Raw genomic sequence first — 21,454 nt, 5'->3', positions numbered from 1 at the left:
GTGGTCGTACCAGATGGATTCATTGTAGCCATCTTGTTGAGGAAATGTAAAAGGCCAATGTGGTTGAAAAGTGATCTCAAGCATGAAATGAATGTTTTTAATCGATATGTATCGCTAAGTGACTTCAAGATGCAGAATTCCGGGTTATCATACGAGCCTTTAGGTAAGGAAGATTTGTGTAAGAGGTATCTTTCAAATTAATCTTATATTTTTTATTAGAATGGTTCGTTTTCTAACTAGCTTGTAAGGGGAGTATCGAATGGTCATTTCTTTCTTACGAAAATATTTCATCCAATGGGTGACAGGTCTCGTTCTTTGTAGGTAAACTCAAGCTTTATAGGTAAACTCAAGATTGATAACTATTCAAAATAAGGGAATCTCCCATGTACCAAGATTTGATTCGAAGTGAACTCACAGAAGCTGCCCAAGTACTTAACGCTTTTTTAAATGATGATAAAAATCTTCAAGATATTGAAGCGGCGGCTAAGCTAATAGCGGATTCATTTAAGCAAGGTGGTAAAGTATTGTCTTGCGGTAATGGTGGTTCACATTGTGATGCGATGCACTTTGCTGAAGAATTAACGGGACGCTACCGTGAAAACCGCCCGGGTTACCCTGGGATTGCCATTTCGGATCCAAGTCACCTTTCTTGCGTTAGTAACGATTTTGGTTACGAATTTGTTTTTTCGCGTTACCTTGAAGCGGTTGGACAAACAGGGGATGTGGTATTCGGGCTTTCTACCTCAGGTAACTCTGGCAATATCTTAAAAGCAATGGAAACGGCCAAGCAAAAAGGTATGAAGACGGTTGCTTTAACTGGTAAAGACGGCGGTAAAATGGCAGGTATTGCCGATGTGGAAATTCGTGTTCCTCATTTTGGTTACGCTGACCGTATTCAAGAAGTCCACATTAAAATTATCCATATCGTGATCCAATTGATTGAAAAAGAAATGGAAAAGTAACTTTATTATTTTGATATTTTAAAGTGGCTATTTTCAAAATCGGGATGTTAAAAGGAACGATGAATGTGTGAATTGCTCGGTATGAGTGCCAATGTCCCAACTGACATTTGCTTCAGTTTTACCGGATTAATCCAACGTGGTGGAAAAACAGGCCCTCACCGTGATGGTTGGGGGATCACCTTTTATGAAGGTAAAGGGTGCCGTAATTTTAAAGATCCGAAACCGAGCTGCCATTCTAAAATTGCCGAGTTAGTCCAGAGCTATCCTATCAAAAGTTGTGCGGTCATTAGTCATATTCGTCAGGCTAATCGGGGTGAGGTGAACTTAGAAAACACTCACCCATTTACTCGTGAGCTTTGGGGGAAGAACTGGACGTTTGCTCATAATGGTCAATTGAGTGGTTACCAAGGTTTAAATACTGGCCGCCATCGCCCTATTGGAGAGACTGATAGCGAGCTGTCATTTTGCTGGATTTTAAAGCAACTTGAAGACCGTTATCCAGAGCCACCACATTCTCGTCAAATGCCGGAGATCTTTCAGTTTATTGCTCAATGTTGTGATGAGTTGAAAAAGTTTGGTGTATTTAACATGCTGTTGAGTGATGGTGAATATGTGATGATGTATTGCACCAACAATCTTCACTGGATAACAAGGCGAGCGCCCTTTGGTAAAGCGACATTGATTGATGAAGAAGTCAGTATCGACTTTCAAGAAGAAACTACGCCCAATGATGTGGTTTCAGTGATTGCCACTCAACCGTTAACCGATAACGAACGCTGGCACAAAATGAAGCCGAGTGAATATGGAGTGTTTCATTTTGGTGAGCTGATTTTAGATAATAGCTTAGATTTGATTGATGAGCCGTTTGCACCAAAGAATATAGTTCCTAGTTCCTAGTTCCTAGTTCCTAGTTCCTAGTTCCTAGGGGAGCGTATTTCGTGGCTCGGGCGCTTCGCTTCTCGTTGCTTGAATGTGGTGCGAGTGACGAGAGTGCTTTACTTCGTGTTGCGAGAAAAAGACGATAATCTTATTGATTATGTAAAACAAGGAAGCTAAAACTCCTCACGAAACACGAAACACGAAACACGAAACACGAAACACGAAACACGAAACACGAAACACGAAACACGAAACACGAAACACGAAACACTAGTCTTCAGCGTACCCATGCAATCCTAATGGCTGACCATCTAAATAAGCTTGCTGTTGTTTCATCTCTAATCGGCCTTCAATAAACCATTTGCTCACCAGAGGATAAATATTATGCTCTTGGACGAGGACCCGCTTGGCTAAATCATCGGCACTGTCATCTTCAAAAACAGGTACCTTAGCTTGTAAAATAACAGGGCCACCATCTAATTCTTCAGTCACAAAGTGGACACTGGTTCCATGTTCACTATCACCGGCATCAATGGCGCGCTGATGCGTGTTAAGGCCTGAATATTTAGGAAGTAGAGAAGGATGGATGTTTAGCATTCTGCCTAAGTAATGTTCTACAAAGTTACTGCTGAGAATACGCATATAACCAGCGAGAATAATTAAATCAGGTTGATAGGCGTCGATTTGCTTCATCAATTCAGTATCAAAAGCCAAACGATCGGGTTTTCCATCTGAATTTAGAAAGTCTTGCGCGGAAAGGGAGTGAGCTGCGATTGAATGATTTTTTGCACGCTCTAAACCATAAGCGTCGGCTTTGTTTGAAAACACTGCCGTGACTTTGGCTTGAATTTGTTCGGATTCACAAGCATCGATAATGGCTTGTAGGTTGCTTCCATTACCTGAAACTAATACAACGATATTTTTCATACATTCCTTGCCAAATAAGAACAGCCGAAAGTCAATTGGACTTTCGGCTGTTTGCTTATTTAATTTCGACTTGCTCTTCACCCGCTTCAGCTGTTGCTACTTGACCGATGATCCAAGCATTTTCGCCTTCAGCATTAAGTAGTTCTACAGCGGCTTGTGCTTGATCTTGTGGAAGTGCCACAATCAGGCCTACACCACAATTGAAGGTACGGTACATCTCGTAGGTTTCAACATTTCCTTTTTGTTGTAACCAAGAGAAAATTGCTGGCCACTCCCAACTGTTACCATCGATCACTGCTTTAGTGCCTTCTGGTAATACGCGTGGAATGTTTTCCCAGAAACCGCCGCCAGTAATATGAGAAATCGCATGGATATCATGCTTTTCAATCATTTTAAGCGCTGATTTGATGTAGATCTTAGTTGGCTCGATAAGGTGTTCACCGATCGTGCGACCGTTTAGGTCTTCATTTAAATCAGCTTGAGACACTTCAAGGATCTTACGAATAAGTGAATAGCCGTTTGAGTGAGGGCCACTTGAACCTACCGCGATTAAAGCGTCACCAGCGGCTACTTTTGTGCCATCGATAACATCTGCTTTTTCGACTACGCCAACACAAAAGCCAGCGACATCGTAGTCTTCGCCTTCGTACATACCAGGCATTTCAGCCGTTTCACCACCGATTAAAGAACAACCCGCTTGGATACAACCTTCACCGATGCCAGTTACCACTTCTGCTGCGGTATCAACATCTAGTTTGCCTGTTGCATAGTAGTCTAGGAAGAAAAGAGGTTCTGCACCTTGAACGATTAAATCATTTACACACATGGCGACAAGGTCGATACCAATGGTGTCGTGTTTTTTCATATCCAAAGCCAGACGCAGTTTTGTTCCAACACCATCTGTGCCAGAAACTAAAAGCGGCTGCTTGTATTTGGTTGGTAGCTCACATAATGCACCAAAGCCACCGATGCCACCCATAACTTCAGGGCGACGAGTGCGTTTTACCACACCTTTAATTTTATCGACTAATGCATTACCTGCATCAATATCAACACCAGCGTCTTTATAGCTTAGAGAAGAATTGTTACCACTCACGGGGATATCCTCGCCTTTGATTTGATTGGATGTGAAAAACGGGGCTATTCTAACAGGGGATGAAGCGAAAAGGAAAACGTTTGCGTCAGTTTTTTTACTTCAATGATTGGTCAAAAAATTTAATGAGTTCTATCAATAAATTTTGGTCAGTTTGAGGTGTAAACTTGAACAGAGATAGAATCACTATGATCATATTCAATTTGTCTTGCCTAAAGCTTGTTTTATTCTTGCTGAAACTCGCATCTTGAAGTGACTTGGGTATATAATTCTCTTGTTTATCAAAATTAAGCACGGAGTTGGACATGAAAGTCGTAGAAGTTAAACACCCACTGGTTAAGCATAAGCTTGGTCTAATGCGCGAAAGCGATATCAGCACAAAACGTTTTCGTGAGTTAGCAACTGAAGTGGGAAGTTTACTCACTTATGAAGCGACCTCTGATTTTGAAACAGAGAAAGTGACAATTAAAGGCTGGAATGGCCCGGTTGAAATTGACCAAATTAAAGGTAAAAAAGTCACTGTTGTGCCGATCCTTCGTGCTGGTTTAGGTATGATGGATGGCGTACTTGAGCACATGCCAAGTGCTAGAATCTCCGTTGTTGGTGTATACCGTGATGAAGAAACACTCGAACCAATCCCATACTTTAACAAGTTAACTTCTAGCATTAATGAGCGTATCGCTTTAGTCGTTGACCCAATGTTAGCTACTGGCGGCTCTATGATTGCAACGATTGACTTGTTAAAAGAGCAAGGTTGTAACCACATCAAAGTATTAGTGCTCGTTGCTGCTCCAGAAGGCATCGAAGCTTTAGAGAAAGCGCACCCAGATATTGAGCTATACACTGCTGCGATTGACGAAAAACTGGATGATAAAGGTTATATTGTTCCGGGCTTGGGCGATGCTGGTGATAAGATCTTCGGTACTCAATAAACAGCGCCATTGCAGAAAATTATCTGGAAGATGGAATTAATTAGTATAAAGCGACTCTATTGAATGAATGGAGTCGCTTTTTTCTACTTATTAGTACGCAGAAAAATGTATACGTTTCATGTATTATTAGCGGCTTAATATATATCCAAATGACTTAGGTGTAAGTGTTTGGTGTAAGTGTTTGGTGTTACAACACAGAATGATTTCTGAATAAAAAACAGGTCTGTTATGCGTTATTTTGCTATTCCCCTTATCGTTTCGATTTTATTTCCATTAACGACAGTTGCTAAAACGTCGGTTGATGTATATCACGCAGAAGTTGTGTTAAGTAATGAAAAAAATGCACGTTCAATCGCATGGGCAGAAGGTCTTGAACAAGTGCTAATTAAAGCATCGGGTAATGCCAATATTGCTGACAATGAAGTCGTAAAAAAAGCCATGCGCGATGGCTCTGATTATTTGGCAAAATTTGAATATAGCACTCTAAATGGCGAAAAAAGTTTAGATATGCAGTATAACCCTAAACAAATTAGTGTGTTGTTATCACAAGCCAATGCTTCGATTTGGCCGAAAGAGCGTGAGAATGTTTTAGTTTGGTTAGTGCAAGATGACAATGTTGAACGTCGAGTCGGTTGGGAGCAATCTGGATTAGATTCAGTGTCAGCTTTACAAACGGCCGCGCAGCACTCAGGGCTTCCGATCACGTTGCCAGTGGGTGATATGGATGATTTCACTAAGATTTCTGCGCCAGATTTATGGGGTGGCTTTCCTGAACCACTCGCAGCGGCCAGTATTCGCTATCCGGCAGATTCAGTACTCGTACTAAAAGTGGCGGCTGATGGACCATCTTCAGAAGTTAATTGGCAGCTCTATGATATGACTCCCGATAGTATTACCTCTTCGCCTCAATCTGCTATTACAGGTACTGAAAGTGGCGATTTAGCTCAAGCGATAGATAAAGCTATTGACCGAGTGAGTGCTTACTACGCTCAGAAAAATAAACCAACCGGTAAACATGTGGTGGATGATGCGTTATGGGCTCACTTTTCTGGCATTCAATCGGCTAAATCTTTCTTTATTTTAGAGCGTTCTTTACTTGATTTAGAGAGTGTTGCAACGGTACAAGTGCATTCAATCCAAGGTACGAATGTAATATTCAATATTCAACTATTAAGCAATAAAACGGACTTTGAAAAGCAAGTTATGGGATTAAAAGGAATAGAGAAAACACAAGCGCCTGTGGACTCTGCAAAAGTTGCAGAACAATCAGCTACGCTAGAGAGCTCAGAGCTAGGGAAAAAAACGGCTGATGAACAATTGCCAGTTGATCAGCAGTTGTGGTTTAGCTTATAAAGTAAGGTAAATATTGAATATATAACAAAGGGAGCCAAGTTGGCTCCCTTTTTTGTTGTGTTCATTCGTTCAGTGATTAATTGAGATCGCTATAACTTAAAGCGCGCTTTCTAGCACTTTACGTGAACGGGCAATATCAATTGAACCGTGCTCACCGAGTTTTGTCATGCCATGCGCTTCTAAGCTGGTGATAGCAGTATCAACGTCTGCTTGTGCAAGGTCGATTTCACCAAGTGAAACAGGAGTCTTCATTTGGCTGAAGAATTGCTTGGTTTTCTCAATCGCCGCATCAATACGAGCATCATCCGAACCTTCAGTGATATTCCAGATACGCTCTGCATATTGTAGTAACTTGGCTTTTTTCTCTTCACGACATACATCCATTACAGCAGGAAGTACGATGGTTAAGCTACGGCCATGGTCTACACCGAAGTTACCGGTTAGTTCGTGACCAATCATGTGCGTTGCCCAATCTTGAGGTACGCCAACACCGATTAAGCCGCTTAGTGCTTGAGTAGCCGCCCACATAACGTTAGTACGAGCTTCGATATCTTGTAGGTTATCGATTAATTTTGGACCTTCTTCGATTAAAGTCAGTAAAATACCTTCTGCGAAACGGTCTTGGATTTTCGCATTAACAGGGTACGTTAAGTATTGCTCCATTACGTGAACAAAGGCATCAACCACACCGTTAGAGGTTTGACGCTCAGACAGGCTTAATGTGGTTTGTGGATCCAATACTGCAAACTGAGGACGTACTAGTGGATTCATAAACGCTAATTTTTCTTTGCCACGAGTCACTACTGCACCGATGTTGGTTTCAGAACCGGTTGCAGGTAGGGTTAAGATACAACCTAAAGGTAGCGCACTGTTTACTTCAGCACCTTTGGCTAAAATATCCCAAGTGTCACCTTCAAAACCCACTGCCGCAGAGATGAACTTAGTACCATCAACCACTGAACCACCGCCAACAGCTAATAGGTAGTCAAAGCCTTCGGCACGGATTTTTTCAACGGCTTTCATTAAAGTGTCGAATTGTGGGTTTGGCTCGATACCAGAGAATTCATCCCAAGTATGATCTTTAAGCGCAGCAACTACTTGGTCATACACACCGTTGCTTTTGATTGAACCGCCACCGTATGTCACCAGAATTTTTTTGTCTTTAGGAATGCTATTGGTGATTGCTGAAATTTGACCTTGGCCAAAATGAATTTGAGTCGTATTTTGATAGCTAAAATTGTTCATTTGTTGCTCCAGAGTAAATCGTCGCTTTTGCGTGAAAGCGACGTTATTGAATTTAGATTGTGTTTAGAATGATGATTTCTTATTACAGTTTAATGAGCATCTTACCGATGTTCTCACCTTTAAATAATCCAAGGAAAGCATCCGGGGTGGCTTCGATACCTTCACGGGTCGTCTCTTTCCAGCTGATTTTTCCTTGCTCAACCCATTGAGTTAATTGTGCAACGTAGCTTGGATAATGTTCCCAGTGATCAGAAACGATGAAGCCTTGAATGCGTAGGCTCTTCTTGACGATATTAGCCAGATTATTTGGGCCGGCTTTAGCATCTTCTAGGTTATACAAATCAATCATGCCGCAGACACTCATGCGTCCATAACGATTTAATAAATTTAATGCGGCTTCTAAGTGATCACCACCAACATTCTCGTAGCATACATCAACACCTTGTGGGCAATGCTCTGCGAGTGCGGCTTCAAGCTCAGCGGCATTGTTATAATCTTTGTAATTGATGACGCCATCGACACCAAGTGATTTTAACCATTCCACTTTTTCATCACTGCCAGCACTACCAATAACCCGGCAGCCTTTTAATTTAGCAAATTGACAGACTAGGCTACCGACCGCACCTGAAGCGGCAGAAACTAATACGGTTTCGCCTTCTTTCAATTCGCCAATAATATTTAAACCAACCCAAGCGGTTAAGCCTGGCATCCCCGCAACCCCAAGGAAGCTTTGCTCAGGTAGTGTAGTCTGTGGCAGTTTTTGTACCATGTCACCGGTTGAGACTGCGTATTCGCGCCAACCAAGCATGCTGTTAACTTTGTCACCTACTTGAAAGTCTGGGTGCTTTGATTCAATCACTTCACCAATCGCAGAGCCTTGCATTAATTCACCAAGTTGAAATGGCGGTACATAACTTTCGGCATCGGTCATTCTGCCACGCATATAAGGATCAACGGATAACCAAAGGTTTTTGATGATGAATTGGCCTTCAGCGATATCAGTAATCGTTTCGATTTGTAACTCAAAACATTCTTGAGTTGGCATGCCAGCTGGACGTTGTTTTAAAGCATAACCTTTACTTTCAATATGCATTGGAACCTCTATCGTGGAGTTGATTGAAAATTTATGCTGTTAGAATAGCGAGAAAGGTAATATATTCCTAATGCATAAAGATAATTACCAAAATGAGCTAAAGTCATATCATGAATAAGCTAAATCAAGTCGATTTAAATTTATTGGTCGCATTACAAGCTTTGATTCGCACCAAAAGTGTTACTAAAGCCGCTTTGCAACTTAATATCACGCAATCGGCAATGAGCCGTACTTTGCAGCGTTTGCGTCATCAATTTGGTGATCCGTTATTTGTGAGAACCAAAGGAGGCTTATTGCCTACCGAGCGTACGATTGAAATGTCAACGTCATTGGATTGTTTATTGCAGCACGCAGAGACTTTGCTCAATCCTGCGGATTTTGAACCCAAGCAAGCCAATACTCATTTCACTTTAATGATGAGTGATTTTTTCGCGCAAGTATTCATGCCACCCGTTTATAAAACGTTATTTGAGCAAGCACCGGGAGTGTCATTAACGTGTTTGAACCGTCAGCCAGATATGATGGAAAAGTTATCGCTTGGTGAGGCTGATTTAAGTTTTAGTAGTGATGTGCAAAAACCGCAAGCTGATATTTATGCGCAGGCTCTTGGCCCAGATCGTTTAGTGACCATGATGAGAAAAGGTCACCCTTTAGCTAATCAGCCTTTAACCCTAGATGCTTATTGTAATAGTACTCATGCTTTGATCACTATGGGGGGCGATCGGGCCGGGGCGATTGATTTGGCGTTAGCAAAAATTGGTCGTAAGCGTAACGTAGTATTGCGAATGCCACACTTTACCGCTGCGCCTTACGCTATTGAGCAAAGTGATTTATTGCTGACCTTGCCAGGATGTTTGGCGAGAAAAATGGCAGAGCACTTAGAAGTGGTGGTAATGGATGCACCGGTAGATACGTCGACATATCAATATCATATGGTCTGGCATGCAAGGCAACATAATAACCTTGCACACCGTTGGCTTAGAACCGAAGTTCAGAAAGTTTTATCGCAAGCGTTTTCTGAATAATTATACTATTTGTTTGAACCTTCATATTTGGCTTTTTCTTGCTTTTCTACTTCTGAAAGGCGCGTTAGCTTTAAGCCGAGCGCTTTACCTTTGTGGCGAGCATAAAGAATATTAGCCACAAAATTAATGCTAGTTAAAAGCAGTTCAATAGCTGCAAGTATGCGCTCCCCATTATCGATATATAAAATGGTTAATGAGTGCAAAAAGTAGAACATTAAAATGAAGTTCGCCCAAGCGTGGGTATAGGGCTTACCTTTAATGATACCGATAAAAGGCAGCAGTAACGGAATACACCAACCTACGGTGACGGCGGTTGAGTTAAGATCGGGATGAGGGGAAATAAAACCATGCCATGCGAGTACCCACAGCAGTAGTGCAAAGTAGCTGAATAGAGCTAAATAGCGGTCCAAAAGTGGCGATGTCGCCGATGATTGTGTCATACAGTCCGTTTCTTATGTTGATGAAGCATGCAGAGATGATAAGGCTAAAGCCGCTTTTGCTAAACGTTGGCCTTGTGCAAATGCTAACTCAGTCACTTGTTTATCGAGTCCGCTATGACCTTGCTTTGATATCGAGCTTGCTCCATAGGGCGTTCCGCCTTTAAAGCTAGTGTGTAAACTTGGTTCTGAATAAGGGAGTCCCATCACCATCATACCGTGATGTAATAGCGGTAACATCATTGATTGTTGAGTGGTTTCTTGCCCACCATGAGGGGAAGATGATGAGGTAAATACACAAGCAGGCTTATCAATTAAATCACCAGCGATCCATAAAGAAGTGGTTTGATCCCAAAAGTGTTTCATTGCAGCACTCATATTGCCAAACCAAACGGGGCTACCAATCGCCAGTCCATCACATTGCTTTAACTCTGGTAATTTGATCACCGGGTCGGTAGCAGGATAGTCGTCATTGGAATCAATATCCGCAACAGTACGCAATGAAGCTTGGCAGTTTTCTACCGATTCTACCCCTCGAGCAATATGGCGAGCTAATTGCTGTGTCGTACCATGTCGGCTATGGTACAACACAACAATAGTCACGGAGCTGCGCTTTAGCTGTGGATCAATCATAGAATCTCAAGCACTTGCTCTGGTGGGCGGCCATGGCGAGCTTGGTCATTGGCAACTACGATAGGACGTTCAATCAGTTTTGGATTTTCAGCCATAGCGTTAAATAGATCATCATCACTCAAAGTCTCATCGGCTAAGTTTAGTGATTTATAAATATCTTCTTTGGTGCGCATCATATCGCGAACTTTGGTTAAGCCTAGTTGCTTAAACAAGGTTTTTAGCGTGGCAATATCCGGTGTGTCATCAAGATACTTTACGATTTGTGGTTCAATACCTTGGCTAGTTAATAGCTCTAATGTTTGACGGCTTTTTGAGCAGCGTGGGTTGTGATAAATAACAACTGACATGACATATCCTTATAAAATTTTAATGAGTTATTGTAGAGCAGCAAAACGTTGCTGTTCGATACGCAATTGGTCAATCCGCGCATCATATCTTGCTTGTTGTAGACTGCCTAATTCGGCTAACTGACTTGCTCTAGTGTAGTTACTAATAGCTTTATTCCAATTCGCTCGCAGTGCAAATATTTCGCCTTCTGATGCTAATTGTTCCGGCTCATTGGCGGCTTTACGATTCGCATTCGCTAATAGTGACCATCCCACCGTTTCATCTGGATGGGAGTGCGTATACTTTTGTAAAATGTTTATCGCTTCTTTATTTCGATTGGCTTCGATAAGAACATTGGCGTAGTTAATGGTTAACACTTGATTGCCCGGTTTTCTTTCGAGTCCTTTTTTAAGCAAAGTGATCGCGCTGTCATACTGCTTTTTATGTATATATAAGTCAGACACAGCATCAAGATAAAAGTTATTGTACGGATCGCTGGCCAGCAATCGGGTTAAGATGGTTTCTGCTTGTGATATTTTACCGCTATCCATATAAACCAAGGCTTGGCCGTACTCTAAAGTTGGTTTTATCATTGGGTTGGCTTTTTGCAGTCTACGCTCAAACCAATCTAATGATTGAGCAGAATCGATGCTAGCATATCGAGCGATCACTCGCGCTTTGGCAAGATGGAAATTAACAGAGATAGGTGGATTAACTCTAGGGTAACGGCCTGCTCTATCTCGTGCTTCTGATAAACGTGCTTTAGGTAAGGGGTGGCTCAGCAACATTGGAGGCGGGGTACTTGCATAGCGATATTGATCAGCTAATTGGCCAAAGAATTGAGGCATGCCTTCAGGATCAAAACCGGCTCTGGCTAATGTGGCAATACCAAATCGGTCTGCTTCTTGTTCATTAGAGCGCGTGTAGTTAATACTGGCTTGCATTGAGCTGGCGGTAGTGGCGTTAACCGCAGCAATACCTGCTTCTGGTGAGGCGATGGCAAGTAATAATGAACCGACTAAAGCGGCGATTGTTAATGGCGTACGGCGTGCTTGATCTTCCATATGTCGAGCAAGGTGTCGTTGAGTGATATGCGATATTTCGTGCGCAAAAACTGAAGCAAGTTGGCTTTCATTGTTGGCGTGAAGAAATAAACCCGTATTAGCAACCACATACCCACCAAAAAATGCAAAGGCGTTTACACTACGATCGCGGATCAAATGGAAGTGAAAAGGGGTTTTGACATCATTCGCATTGGCAACCAGTTGGTGGCCTAACGAGGTGATGTACTCATCCATCACTGGGTCACTAATTATTGGACTCATGCTGCGTAAAATTCGCATGTAAGCATCGCCATACTCTAATTCTTGAGCAATGGTCAATGTGCCTGCCGCAGCGGTACCTATATCCGGTAAGTCTTGCTGTGCATAGGCGATAGGTTGTACGCATAATAAAGCCGAAAGACATAAGCATGCGGTAGTGCGAAAAAATTGGCGCATATCGTTAAGCAACATCCATTATTATTTGACGTTATAAAAACAAAGCCAGTTTATCTGTTATACCTAAGTAAGCTCAAGGTTTAGAGGTGACTTAGGTATATTTGTCAGAGGTATAGACTCAAAACCACTTGCTTGGTTTCTTTTTTATCTAAAGTCTCTATACCCAAGTAACTTCAAGATGCAGAATTCAGAGCTCTCATCCAAACCGTTAGGCAAGGAAGATTGGTGAAGGAAGGCACCTTTCAAACCAATCTGACGCGGCATAAAGCTTGTTTTATTCTTGCTGAAACTCGCATCTTGAAGTTACTTGGGTATATACTCGCTCATGATTAATAACTCTATCATAAAGGTTAATGGCTGAATGAAAATAGAGTGTCTTGATTTACGATCTCAGCGCTGCCCAATGGCACTATTGTTAGCCAAACGAAAAAGTGCTGAATTGTTGAACCAGCAATCACTAACCATTTTATCGAATGACATTGCATCGATTAACGATATGATTCGATATTTTAAACAAGCCTCGTATTCAGTAACAGTACAACAACATAATGATGAATGTACTTTGTTAGTAACGAAAAAGGAATCAAATTGAATGTTTGAAATGATAGTTCGTTGGTATAAAAAACGATTTTCTGATCCACATGCTGTGAGCTTAGTGGCGATTTTATTATTTGGTTTTATTACTATTTACTTTTTTGGACATTTAATTGCACCGTTATTGGTCGCTATTGTATTAGCCTACTTGTTGGAGTGGCCAGTTATTCGCTTATCTAAAGTGGGTCTTCCTCGGCTTGCTAGTGTTTTAATTGTTGTGAGTGCTTTTATTGGCTTGATGCTGCTAGCTTTCTTTGGCCTGGTGCCGACTATTTGGCGACAAATTGCTAACTTACTTAATGATATGCCGGGCATGTATACTACCTTCCAAACTTATATTACGAGTTTGCCACATCGTTATCCGGACATAGCGGATGTCCAAGTGATCGAAATGATCATGCATAACGCTCAAAATAAGATCTTGGGGATGGGTGATACTATCTTACGTGGCTCAATGTCTTCTTTACTTAGTTTGGCGACCTTAGGGGTGTATTTGGTTTTAGTACCATTGTTGGTTTTCTTTTTATTAAAAGATAAATCTCAATTATTGACATCTTTAAGCCGAGTGATGCCACAAAATCGTCGTTTAGCCACCAAAGTTTGGGATGAAATGCATAGCCAGATTTCTAACTATATTCGTGGCAAAGTGGTCGAAATTGTGATTATTGGCGTGGCAACTTACATTGTATTCTTAGCGTTTGGGCTTCGTTATCCTGTGTTATTGGCGGTAGCGGTCGGTTTTTCTGTATTGATTCCATATATTGGTGCTGCTGCTGTTACCGTTCCTGTGGTGTTGGTTGCGTTGTTCCAGTGGGGACTCGTTCCTCAGTTTTATTGGTTGATTATTGCGTACGGTATCATTCAAATGCTCGATGGTAATATTCTGGTACCGGTATTATTTTCGGAAGCGGTTAACTTACACCCAGTTGCAATCATAGTCGCGGTATTGGTATTTGGAGGATTCTGGGGATTCTGGGGGGTGTTCTTTGCCATTCCATTAGCCACATTAGTCAAAGCAGTTTGGAATGCTTTGCCAAGTAATGAAGCAAACAATGAACCTCCGGCTGAGTCACTATAACGTGATATAACAACGCCCAGATACCATCGAATATCTGGGCGTTTTAGTTTGTTCACTACTTATACGAACAATTAAGCATTGTCATTTAGGTAGTTAAGTACTACCTCATGGTGATCTTTGGTCTTAAATTTATTGAAGACATGTTCAATCGTTCCGTTTTCATCAATTAAGAAACTGATACGGTGTAAGCCATCATATATTTTGCCCATAAACTTCTTCTCTCCCCACACACCAAACTGTTCAGCAACAGCATGATCTTCATCAGAAAGTAGAGTGAAGTTTAAGTTATCTCGTTCTATAAACTTACCTAGGCGTTTTACTGGGTCAATACTGACACCGAGTACGACGACATTTTTATCCGCTAACTCTTGCTGAATATCGCGAAGGCCTTGAGCTTGAACCGTACAGCCAGGCGTCATTGCTTTTGGATAAAAGTAAAATAAAATCTTTTTACCTTTAAAGTCACCTAAAGAAACGGTATTGCCGTCTTGATCAAGTAAAGCGAAATTAGGTGCGGGAGTGCCTGCGGTCAATGTTTGCATGATTCTTCCTTTTATTTGCAGTGTTTCTTATTCGAAGCTACTTGGGTATATAAAGTGAAATGATTAATCTATTTGCGCTTGTATTTGCAGCTCGCCCTTGACAGAAAGTGTCTGACATAATCGCTCAAATGCTTGTTCTAGCTGGCGGCTATCCATATCTAGTTCAGTTAAACCTGAGATGAAAATATGGAATTGATCAGCTTGGGTGTGTGGCGTCTTTTTAGGCGATTTTTGAGTTTGCGCGCTCAGCTCTGCAATATTGATCTGATGATTGAAGAAAAATTGCGTGAAGGCTTCGGTTAAGCCCACTCGGTCTTCCGATTCAATAGTGCATTCAACTTTGTAAGTATATTGCAGTGCTTGGTGAGGAGCCGTACGTTTCATGACTACCATGAGATCGTGTTCAGCACTCATAGTAGGTAATAAGGTTTCGATGCGAGTGATCGTGGTTGTTTCCCCTGAAACTAGCATAATCAGTGTGAATTCTTTGCCAAACAAAGCGATGCGGCTATCAACAATATTTCCGCCAGAATGCGTAACAACCTGGGTTAAGCGATTGCAAATGCCCGGTCTATCGGAACCAATAGCGGTAATGACTAGATGATGAATCATGATCTCAACGTCCAAATTGAAATAATAGGATTATCTTATCATAGATAAAACTGAGCAATTTAAGTATATGTTATGGAGATAAAAACTAGCACTTTATTTAAAGAAACGAAACCAATGTCATTATTTCGTTGTAAATGTTGAGAAAGGGATGTTGAACCCTTGTCTTTATTGAGCTTGTTAAAGTAACATGCTATACCCAAGTGACTTGGATATAGTCGAATTTCGTAAGGAGAGAAGCATGTTCTCAGGAAGTATAGTTGCACTAGTTACGCCTTTTAATCATCTCGATGAAGTCGATTATGATAGCCTTAAAAATCTAGTGGAATATCATATTAAATCAGGTTCAAGCGGCATTGTTGCGGTTGGAACGACAGGCGAATCTGCCACTTTAACCGTTGAAGAACATGTCAAAGTCGTGAATAAAACGGTGGAGTTTGCGGCAGGACGAATCCCTATTATTGCCGGCACGGGTGCCAATGCGACTCATGAAGCGGTGACGTTTAGCCGTTTGCTTAATGACTCCGGTGTTGCTGGTTGTTTGAGTGTAACGCCGTACTATAATAAGCCGACTCAAGAAGGTTTATACCAACATTACAAAGCGATTGCTGAAGTTAGTGAAGTACCCGTGATTCTTTATAATGTACCGGGTCGTACCGCAGTGGATTTATTACCTGAAACCGTTGGCCGTTTATCTCAGATCGATAATATTGTTGGAATTAAAGATGCTACGGGTGATTTGTCTCGAGTGGATAAATTCCGTGAACTTTGTGGCGATGAATTCGTCTTACTAAGTGGCGATGATGCGACTGGCTTAGATTTTGTTAAGCGCGGTGGTAATGGTGTGATTTCAGTGACTAATAACATCGCCGCTGCAGAAATGGCGAAAATGTTTAAATTAGCAGCGGAAGGGCAACTTGATGCGGCTGATGAAATCAATCAGAAGCTGATGCCATTACATAAAAATTTATTTATTGAATCTAGCCCTATTCCAGTGAAATGGGCCGCTCATAAGCTTGGTTTGATTTCTGAAGGTTTCTTGCGTTTACCATTAACCGAGTTAACGGAATCTGGCCAAGTGATTGTGACTCAAGCGCTTAAAGATGCTGGTATTCAATAAAAATGGGTTTCAAGTTCGCTTAAGCCTATTTTCAGGAGTTGTATAGAAATGAAATTCTCTCACCAGTTAGTGATTAGCTCACTAGCGGTATTGGTATTGTCAGCGTGTGCTGGGGATCCAGAACAGCGTCGACAAGCGAAAAATGATTTTGAGTATTTAGATACTTCGTTGGATCAAAAGTGGGTAACGCTTCCTGATGCTCAGCCTCAGTTTTATCCTCAATACAATATCCCTCAAGGTGATTATAAAGGGAAACTTGGTCCTGACGTTGATATACGAGCCCCCCAACAGGTTTTAGAGTTAATCCCTGGCGCTCGTGTTGAAAAGCAAGACAATGAAGTGACGGTTTGGTTAATTAGCCAAGAAGAACTTAATAAAGTCTGGGATATGCTTCATCGTATGGTGGATGAAAAAGGTATCGAGCTTCGAACTGATACACCAATGTCATTAGAAACGGGTTGGATTAATTTAAGTGCGGAAGATGAATCGTACCCAATTGCAGGCCGTTATAAAGTCGATCGTTTAGATGCTGCGGGACGTTATGGTTTTCATGTGGCACTCGTCGAATGGAAAGAAAATAATGATGCTATTGAGTTAACCCCTGAAATTGAAGATCGTTATTCGAGTGTCATGGTGAACTACATTACCACTCAATACGATAAGCAAGTGACGGAAGAAGCGAGAATTCGAGCTTTAGAATTGATTAATAAAGTTCCGGTAACCATGGGTAAAGATAGAAGTGGTTTACCAGTGATCATTGCTCGTGCACCTTACGATTTAGTGTGGAGCAAACTTGAAACAGTTCTGCCGCAAATCGGCTTTAACATTACCAGTAAAAACCGCTCGCAAGGCACTATTGATACGGATTATAAAGATCCAGATGAAGATGTATGGCAGAGCCTAGGTGTTGAACCGTTGACATTAAGCGATAAGAAATATGGCTTATTAGTTGGTGATTTAGACAATCGAACGTCTATTAATGTGACCGATGTCAATGGCAAGCCGATTCAACAAGAAGACTTACAAACTTTGATTCCAGTACTTCAAGCGATGTTTGATACTAACGATAAATCTTAGTTGTTGGGCTGTGTGATTTTCAAGAAAAAAACACCGCTGAAGTTGGCGGTGTTTTTATATTCCAATATTATGAGTTGATATCATCTGAATCGTTTTCCTTTTTCCGAACTGCTTTGTCTTGTCGATCTTTTTCTTTATAAATTTCAATGAGTTTCTCTAGGTCAGATTTTGCTTTTGGGTTTTTACGAACTAAATCTGATTGCCCCAAATATTTCATTGACGCCAAATTGCCGATCACGAATACAATGATGATAATACTAATTACCCAAGGGTTGAGTAGTAAATCTAAATCCATAGGTCCTTCTTCTTAGTTGAGCTTAATATTCAGGCCACACTAATATTATTGATATAACGATTATATAAGCTTTCAGCATACTGAGATATTGATTCAACCCCCAAAAAGGGATGCTTGACCCAAATTTGTTGCAGCTTATCTATGGATAACTGCTCTAGCATCTCTCGCCCGGTATCAATATGGCTAATATGCCAAGGCTCTATTGCAACACCACCAAGGTCATGTTGGTAGGGGCGATAGAAACCAAATTTAGGCATAGCTTCCGTTAACCAGATATTAAATTCTGCCTGATGACCCGTATGGTATTCCCAAGGCTCTAAGTGTAGTTGAGTGTCTTGAGGTAACAGATTGCGTGCATAAACATCTAACTCGCAACCCCAGTGATGGCGGCTGGCACCAGGTAGAGCTGACCAACGCATGATAGCGTGAATTTTTTCTAGGTCGCTTAACGTTGTACTATCGAGAGGCTGGCTGTCACTATCTAATATTGGTCTTTCACCACTGAACTTTGCATTCCAGATCATGGCTTGTCGGTGATAATCACGAAAGCTGCTGGCGATAGAAAATTCAAACCCATTCACTTGAGCATCACGGATTAATCCGCTCAGTGGTGTTTTAACATCACGATGAATCAGAAACTCTTTTTGTCCCGCGCTCTCTTTATTTTCAACAAGCAGAGTAGTGAGATGAGTTTGAGATAATCCGGTCAGTTGCTCAAGTGAATATTGGGTCATATGTTACTCTTCTTAATTAGAAAGTGTCCTATAAGATTTATTTTCCTGTTAGACAGTTTTCTAAGGTCTTTTGGTACATATCTGTCAGTTTCTCTAGATCAGAAATTTTCACGCACTCGTTCACTTTATGAATGGTAGCATTAACTGGTCCAAGCTCGACTACCTGACTACCCATTTGTGCAATGAATCGCCCATCGGAAGTGCCACCCGTAGTAAGTAACTGTGCAGGTTGATGATTAACTGCTTTTACGGCTTCCACTACGGCATCAATTAATGGGCCTTGATCGGTTAAGAATGGATGACCACTGAGAGTCCATTTTAAATCATAGTCTAAGCCATGAGCATCAAGGACTGAATGGACGCGACGTTTAATCTCAACATCAGTGAGTTCAGTACTAAAGCGGAAGTTGAACTGGACATGAAACTTACCCGGAATAACATTTGAAGCGCCGGTGCCGGATGATAAATTCGGAATTTGAAAGCTAGTCGGCGGGAAATAGTCGTTGCCATTATCCCAAGTGGTCGCTGCTAATTCCGATAACGCAGGCAGTGCTTGGTGTACTGGGTTATTCGCGAGATGAGGGTAGGCAACGTGGCCTTGAGTACCCTTTACGGTTAAGTCACCTGTGATCGAGCCACGGCGGCCATTTTTGATGACATCGCCTACTTGATTGGTGCTTGATGGTTCACCCACAATACACATATCGATAATTTCATCGCGTGCCATTAAGGTATCAACCACGCGGGTCGTACCGTTAATGAATGGACCTTCTTCATCGGACGTAATCAAAAAAGCAATTGAGCCTTGGTGATCGGGATGATCGGCAATAAAACGTTCTACGGCAACGACCATACAGGCGAGTGAGCCTTTCATATCTGCAGCGCCACGAGCATGCAAATAACCATCAATAATCGTTGGTTCAAACGGTGGGGTATGCCATTGTTCTAATGGGCCGGAAGGGACCACATCGGTATGTCCTGCAAAAGCAAAGAGAGGTGAGCTAGAGCCGCGGCGAGCCCAAAAGTTGGTGGTATCTTCAAATACCATGATTTCAATTTCAAATCCAAGTGCTTTTAAGCGTTCAATCATTAAATCTTGACAACCGGCATCTTCTGGAGTGACCGATTGTCGCTTTAATAAATCTTGCGCAAGAGCAAGTACGGGACTGTCTGACATCCTTGTGATTTCCTTACTTTAATTGAGCTTCATAATCAGCAGCTTTAAATCCGATAATGGCTGTTGATTCAGTTAATAAGATAGGGCGTTTAATCATCGCTGGGTTTTCGATTAGTAATGAGATGGCGCTATCTTGATTTAAGGTGTTTTTTTGTTCGTCTGATAACTGGCGGTAGGTAGTGCCGCGTTTATTGACTACGGCTTCCCAACCAAACTTTTGGAAAAATAAGGCAATTAATTCAGCATCAATTCCTGATTTACGGTAATCATGAAAATGATATTCGATGCCTTCAGCGTCTAACCATTTTTTGGCTTTTTTGATCGTGTCACAGTTTGGGATGCCATACATGATAATCATTTTTATTATCCTTGTTCGCTTAATCTTTATTTAACGAATCGTACACAATTCAGCGTGTTAATGCACTTGTTTCCATCATTGTCAGGGGAGAAGGTTAATTTGTATCGCATCTGATTGATCCTACTCAAAATAGCTTTACGTGTTTAGAGTGATAATAAGCTCAATTGTTTTTATTGATCGACTCGGTCATTTTTGAGGATATCATTGTGGATCTTAGCCCGGTATTTGCAAGACGCCTTTATATTGCCTTGCTAATTAAAGATTTAGAACGCCCAAATGTACCTAAATTAATGGAATTAACCGGTTGGCCAAGAAGAACCATTCAAGGTGTACTGAAAGCCTTGCCTTCAATTGGTATTCATTTATCTTTTGTACAAGATGGTCGTCGTCATAATGATGGGTATTATAAGGTGAATAATTGGGGGCCTTTCGATGTACGAGTTCTAAAGCAATGGCAAGCTGATATCGCCCAGTTTTTAGGGTTAATGAAATAATATACTGTTATTTTTGTAACAACAGATAAGTAGCAAATCCAACCCAACTGAGAATTAATAGAACCCAGGGTAATATTGGCTGGATAGATGATGGATTGTCGTTCGTAGATGGTTCTACGCCTGATTTCGTTTGATATTGATGATTATTTTTCGATTGTTTTTTTCGTAATTTGTCTGCTTCTCTTAACTTTTCTTTATGTTGCTTCTTATACAGTGCGATGCCTTTTTCTATGCCTTGCGCAATCAATTTAGTTTGTTCTTTGGTCTGTCCTGGCTTTTGAGTAGATTTTGCTACCGCTAGTGCTTCTTGTTGAGTTTCTGGTGAAATGTTTTTTTTACTTGGCTTCATTTTTATCTATTCATTATTTGTTAAAGTATTGGTGGCGAAATGCAGTTACTGATTGTGTAGGATATAAGACTAACAGTCCTCTGCATAATTAAATATCAAAATGGCAAGGAAAAAAAGAGCAGTGCAATATGCGATCACTTACAGTGTCGATGATTATGATGGAAATGGTTTCCTAAAGCCGAGCCTATGGCTATGGTTAAGTTGGTTATTTCTGGCGAAAGCTTGGATTGTTTTTATCATTGCCAGTGCCAGTCGAACCATGGGCGCTAAGTTGCTATCAATTGTGTATCCTGTCCCCGATAGCTTATATCTGGGATTGGTGGTCGGTTTACCTGTCGTGGTTTTGGCATGGGCAATATCATTACGTACACCGGAACGGGTTTGGCTTAATAAGATATTAAGTTTTGGCCGCAGTTACACCTTTGCTGTGGTCTCCGCACAGTTTGTGATTACGCTTTATCATTTATCTATTACTCAATGGTTGTTCAACTGGAGTGATGCATTGACTTTATTAGGCCTAGTATGGTTATTAATTTATTTGTCGCATTCTAAGAGAGTGAAAGACACTTTTACAATCCCGAATTTAGCGTAATGATCATAATAAATATAGAATAAGGAAGTA

General features: G+C 41.3%; 26 protein-coding genes. 11 read left to right on the top strand and 15 right to left on the bottom strand.

The window, feature by feature from the left end:
* Positions 1–383: 383 nt before the first annotated feature.
* Complete coding sequence (lpcA, locus tag ACN0T8_RS03625; protein WP_417879282.1) at positions 384–962, top strand: D-sedoheptulose 7-phosphate isomerase; 579 nt, start codon at positions 384–386, stop codon at positions 960–962.
* 63 nt (positions 963–1,025) lie between these two features.
* Positions 1,026–1,859 (top strand): class II glutamine amidotransferase, encoded by an 834-nt coding sequence (locus ACN0T8_RS03620; RefSeq protein WP_417879281.1) that lies wholly within the window; start codon positions 1,026–1,028, stop codon positions 1,857–1,859.
* 252 nt (positions 1,860–2,111) lie between these two features.
* On the opposite strand, the gene purN is transcribed toward ACN0T8_RS03620, so the two are convergent.
* A complete protein-coding gene (gene purN, locus ACN0T8_RS03615; RefSeq protein ID WP_417879280.1) occupies positions 2,112–2,768 on the bottom strand; it encodes a phosphoribosylglycinamide formyltransferase in 657 nt (218 codons plus the stop codon).
* A 55-nt stretch (positions 2,769–2,823) separates the two neighbouring features.
* Entirely contained in the window at positions 2,824–3,864 is a 1,041-nt protein-coding gene (gene purM / locus ACN0T8_RS03610; RefSeq protein WP_417879279.1) for a phosphoribosylformylglycinamidine cyclo-ligase, read from the bottom strand.
* A 302-nt stretch (positions 3,865–4,166) separates the two neighbouring features.
* Here purM and upp point away from each other — a divergent pair, with 302 nt between their 5' ends.
* Both upp and ACN0T8_RS03600 read left to right on the top strand, forming a co-directional pair.
* Positions 4,167–4,793 (top strand): uracil phosphoribosyltransferase, encoded by a 627-nt coding sequence (gene upp / locus ACN0T8_RS03605; protein WP_417879278.1) that lies wholly within the window; start codon positions 4,167–4,169, stop codon positions 4,791–4,793.
* Between the two features lie 228 nt (positions 4,794–5,021).
* Positions 5,022–6,146, top strand: a complete 1,125-nt coding sequence (locus ACN0T8_RS03600) for a DUF2066 domain-containing protein (RefSeq protein WP_417879277.1) — start codon at positions 5,022–5,024, stop codon at positions 6,144–6,146.
* A 96-nt stretch (positions 6,147–6,242) separates the two neighbouring features.
* Here ACN0T8_RS03600 and ACN0T8_RS03595 read toward each other — a convergent pair whose 3' ends face one another.
* A complete protein-coding gene (locus ACN0T8_RS03595) occupies positions 6,243–7,391 on the bottom strand; it encodes an iron-containing alcohol dehydrogenase (protein ID WP_417879276.1) in 1,149 nt (382 codons plus the stop codon).
* Positions 7,392–7,473: 82 nt separating this feature from the next.
* Positions 7,474–8,484: an NADP-dependent oxidoreductase gene (locus ACN0T8_RS03590; protein ID WP_417879275.1), complete on the bottom strand. Its 1,011-nt coding sequence runs from the start codon at positions 8,482–8,484 to the stop codon at positions 7,474–7,476.
* 110 nt (positions 8,485–8,594) lie between these two features.
* Between ACN0T8_RS03590 and ACN0T8_RS03585 the strand changes: the two genes are divergently transcribed.
* A complete protein-coding gene (locus ACN0T8_RS03585) occupies positions 8,595–9,509 on the top strand; it encodes a LysR family transcriptional regulator (RefSeq protein WP_417879274.1) in 915 nt (304 codons plus the stop codon).
* Positions 9,510–9,514: 5 nt separating this feature from the next.
* On the opposite strand, the gene ACN0T8_RS03580 is transcribed toward ACN0T8_RS03585, so the two are convergent.
* The 4 genes from ACN0T8_RS03580 to ACN0T8_RS03565 are packed head-to-tail and all read right to left on the bottom strand — an operon-like array spanning position 9,515 to position 12,405.
* Positions 9,515–9,949: a DUF2069 domain-containing protein gene (locus ACN0T8_RS03580; protein WP_417879273.1), complete on the bottom strand. Its 435-nt coding sequence runs from the start codon at positions 9,947–9,949 to the stop codon at positions 9,515–9,517.
* Between the two features lie 12 nt (positions 9,950–9,961).
* Positions 9,962–10,579: an NAD(P)H:quinone oxidoreductase gene (gene wrbA, locus ACN0T8_RS03575; protein WP_417879272.1), complete on the bottom strand. Its 618-nt coding sequence runs from the start codon at positions 10,577–10,579 to the stop codon at positions 9,962–9,964.
* A complete protein-coding gene (arsC, locus tag ACN0T8_RS03570) occupies positions 10,576–10,926 on the bottom strand; it encodes an arsenate reductase (glutaredoxin) (RefSeq protein ID WP_417879271.1) in 351 nt (116 codons plus the stop codon). Before arsC ends, wrbA begins: the two co-directional genes overlap by 4 nt.
* Before the next feature lie 27 nt (positions 10,927–10,953).
* Positions 10,954–12,405 carry a M48 family metalloprotease gene (locus ACN0T8_RS03565; RefSeq protein WP_417879270.1) on the bottom strand — a complete coding sequence of 484 codons (1,452 nt, stop codon included), beginning with the start codon at positions 12,403–12,405 and terminating at the stop codon, positions 10,954–10,956.
* Positions 12,406–12,766: 361 nt separating this feature from the next.
* On the opposite strand from ACN0T8_RS03565, the gene ACN0T8_RS03560 reads away from it, so the two are divergent.
* Both ACN0T8_RS03560 and ACN0T8_RS03555 read left to right on the top strand, forming a co-directional pair.
* Complete coding sequence (locus tag ACN0T8_RS03560; RefSeq protein ID WP_417879269.1) at positions 12,767–12,997, top strand: sulfurtransferase TusA family protein; 231 nt, start codon at positions 12,767–12,769, stop codon at positions 12,995–12,997.
* Complete coding sequence (locus ACN0T8_RS03555; protein WP_417879268.1) at positions 12,998–14,077, top strand: AI-2E family transporter; 1,080 nt, start codon at positions 12,998–13,000, stop codon at positions 14,075–14,077.
* A gap of 71 nt (positions 14,078–14,148) precedes the next feature.
* Here ACN0T8_RS03555 and bcp read toward each other — a convergent pair whose 3' ends face one another.
* Entirely contained in the window at positions 14,149–14,619 is a 471-nt protein-coding gene (gene bcp / locus ACN0T8_RS03550; RefSeq protein WP_417879267.1) for a thioredoxin-dependent thiol peroxidase, read from the bottom strand.
* Positions 14,620–14,682: 63 nt separating this feature from the next.
* Positions 14,683–15,231 (bottom strand): glycine cleavage system protein R, encoded by a 549-nt coding sequence (locus ACN0T8_RS03545; RefSeq protein ID WP_417879266.1) that lies wholly within the window; start codon positions 15,229–15,231, stop codon positions 14,683–14,685.
* Between the two features lie 238 nt (positions 15,232–15,469).
* Between ACN0T8_RS03545 and dapA the strand changes: the two genes are divergently transcribed.
* Both dapA and bamC read left to right on the top strand, forming a co-directional pair.
* The gene (dapA, locus tag ACN0T8_RS03540; protein WP_417879265.1) at positions 15,470–16,348 is read left to right on the top strand and encodes a 4-hydroxy-tetrahydrodipicolinate synthase; all 879 of its coding nucleotides are present in this window, start codon (positions 15,470–15,472) and stop codon (positions 16,346–16,348) included.
* 48 nt (positions 16,349–16,396) lie between these two features.
* On the top strand, positions 16,397–17,425 hold the full coding sequence (gene bamC / locus ACN0T8_RS03535; RefSeq protein WP_417879264.1) for an outer membrane protein assembly factor BamC: 1,029 nt from the start codon (positions 16,397–16,399) through the stop codon (positions 17,423–17,425).
* A 67-nt stretch (positions 17,426–17,492) separates the two neighbouring features.
* Here the strand turns inward: bamC and ACN0T8_RS03530 are convergent, their stop codons facing one another.
* The 4 genes from ACN0T8_RS03530 to ACN0T8_RS03515 are packed head-to-tail and all read right to left on the bottom strand — an operon-like array spanning position 17,493 to position 19,989.
* The gene (locus ACN0T8_RS03530; RefSeq protein WP_417879263.1) at positions 17,493–17,720 is read right to left on the bottom strand and encodes a DUF2897 domain-containing protein; all 228 of its coding nucleotides are present in this window, start codon (positions 17,718–17,720) and stop codon (positions 17,493–17,495) included.
* A 29-nt stretch (positions 17,721–17,749) separates the two neighbouring features.
* Complete coding sequence (locus tag ACN0T8_RS03525; RefSeq protein ID WP_417879262.1) at positions 17,750–18,454, bottom strand: M15 family metallopeptidase; 705 nt, start codon at positions 18,452–18,454, stop codon at positions 17,750–17,752.
* Positions 18,455–18,491: 37 nt separating this feature from the next.
* Positions 18,492–19,631, bottom strand: coding sequence for a succinyl-diaminopimelate desuccinylase (gene dapE / locus ACN0T8_RS03520; RefSeq protein WP_417879261.1), 1,140 nt, complete (start codon positions 19,629–19,631; stop codon positions 18,492–18,494).
* 13 nt (positions 19,632–19,644) lie between these two features.
* Positions 19,645–19,989, bottom strand: a complete 345-nt coding sequence (locus ACN0T8_RS03515) for an ArsC family reductase (protein WP_417879260.1) — start codon at positions 19,987–19,989, stop codon at positions 19,645–19,647.
* A gap of 206 nt (positions 19,990–20,195) precedes the next feature.
* Here ACN0T8_RS03515 and ACN0T8_RS03510 point away from each other — a divergent pair, with 206 nt between their 5' ends.
* The gene (locus tag ACN0T8_RS03510) at positions 20,196–20,483 is read left to right on the top strand and encodes a helix-turn-helix domain-containing protein (RefSeq protein WP_417879259.1); all 288 of its coding nucleotides are present in this window, start codon (positions 20,196–20,198) and stop codon (positions 20,481–20,483) included.
* Between the two features lie 7 nt (positions 20,484–20,490).
* Here the strand turns inward: ACN0T8_RS03510 and ACN0T8_RS03505 are convergent, their stop codons facing one another.
* Positions 20,491–20,832, bottom strand: coding sequence for a DUF2956 domain-containing protein (locus tag ACN0T8_RS03505; RefSeq protein ID WP_417879258.1), 342 nt, complete (start codon positions 20,830–20,832; stop codon positions 20,491–20,493).
* A 121-nt stretch (positions 20,833–20,953) separates the two neighbouring features.
* Here ACN0T8_RS03505 and ACN0T8_RS03500 point away from each other — a divergent pair, with 121 nt between their 5' ends.
* On the top strand, positions 20,954–21,424 hold the full coding sequence (locus tag ACN0T8_RS03500; protein WP_417879257.1) for a DUF2919 family protein: 471 nt from the start codon (positions 20,954–20,956) through the stop codon (positions 21,422–21,424).
* Positions 21,425–21,454: the final 30 nt, after the last annotated feature.

The organism is Vibrio sp., assembly GCF_048266485.1.
In the GTDB taxonomy this organism is placed as follows: Bacteria; Pseudomonadota; Gammaproteobacteria; order Enterobacterales; family Vibrionaceae; genus Vibrio.
Note: the sequence above shows the minus strand (reverse complement) of the source record. Positions and strands in the feature narration are given on the sequence as shown.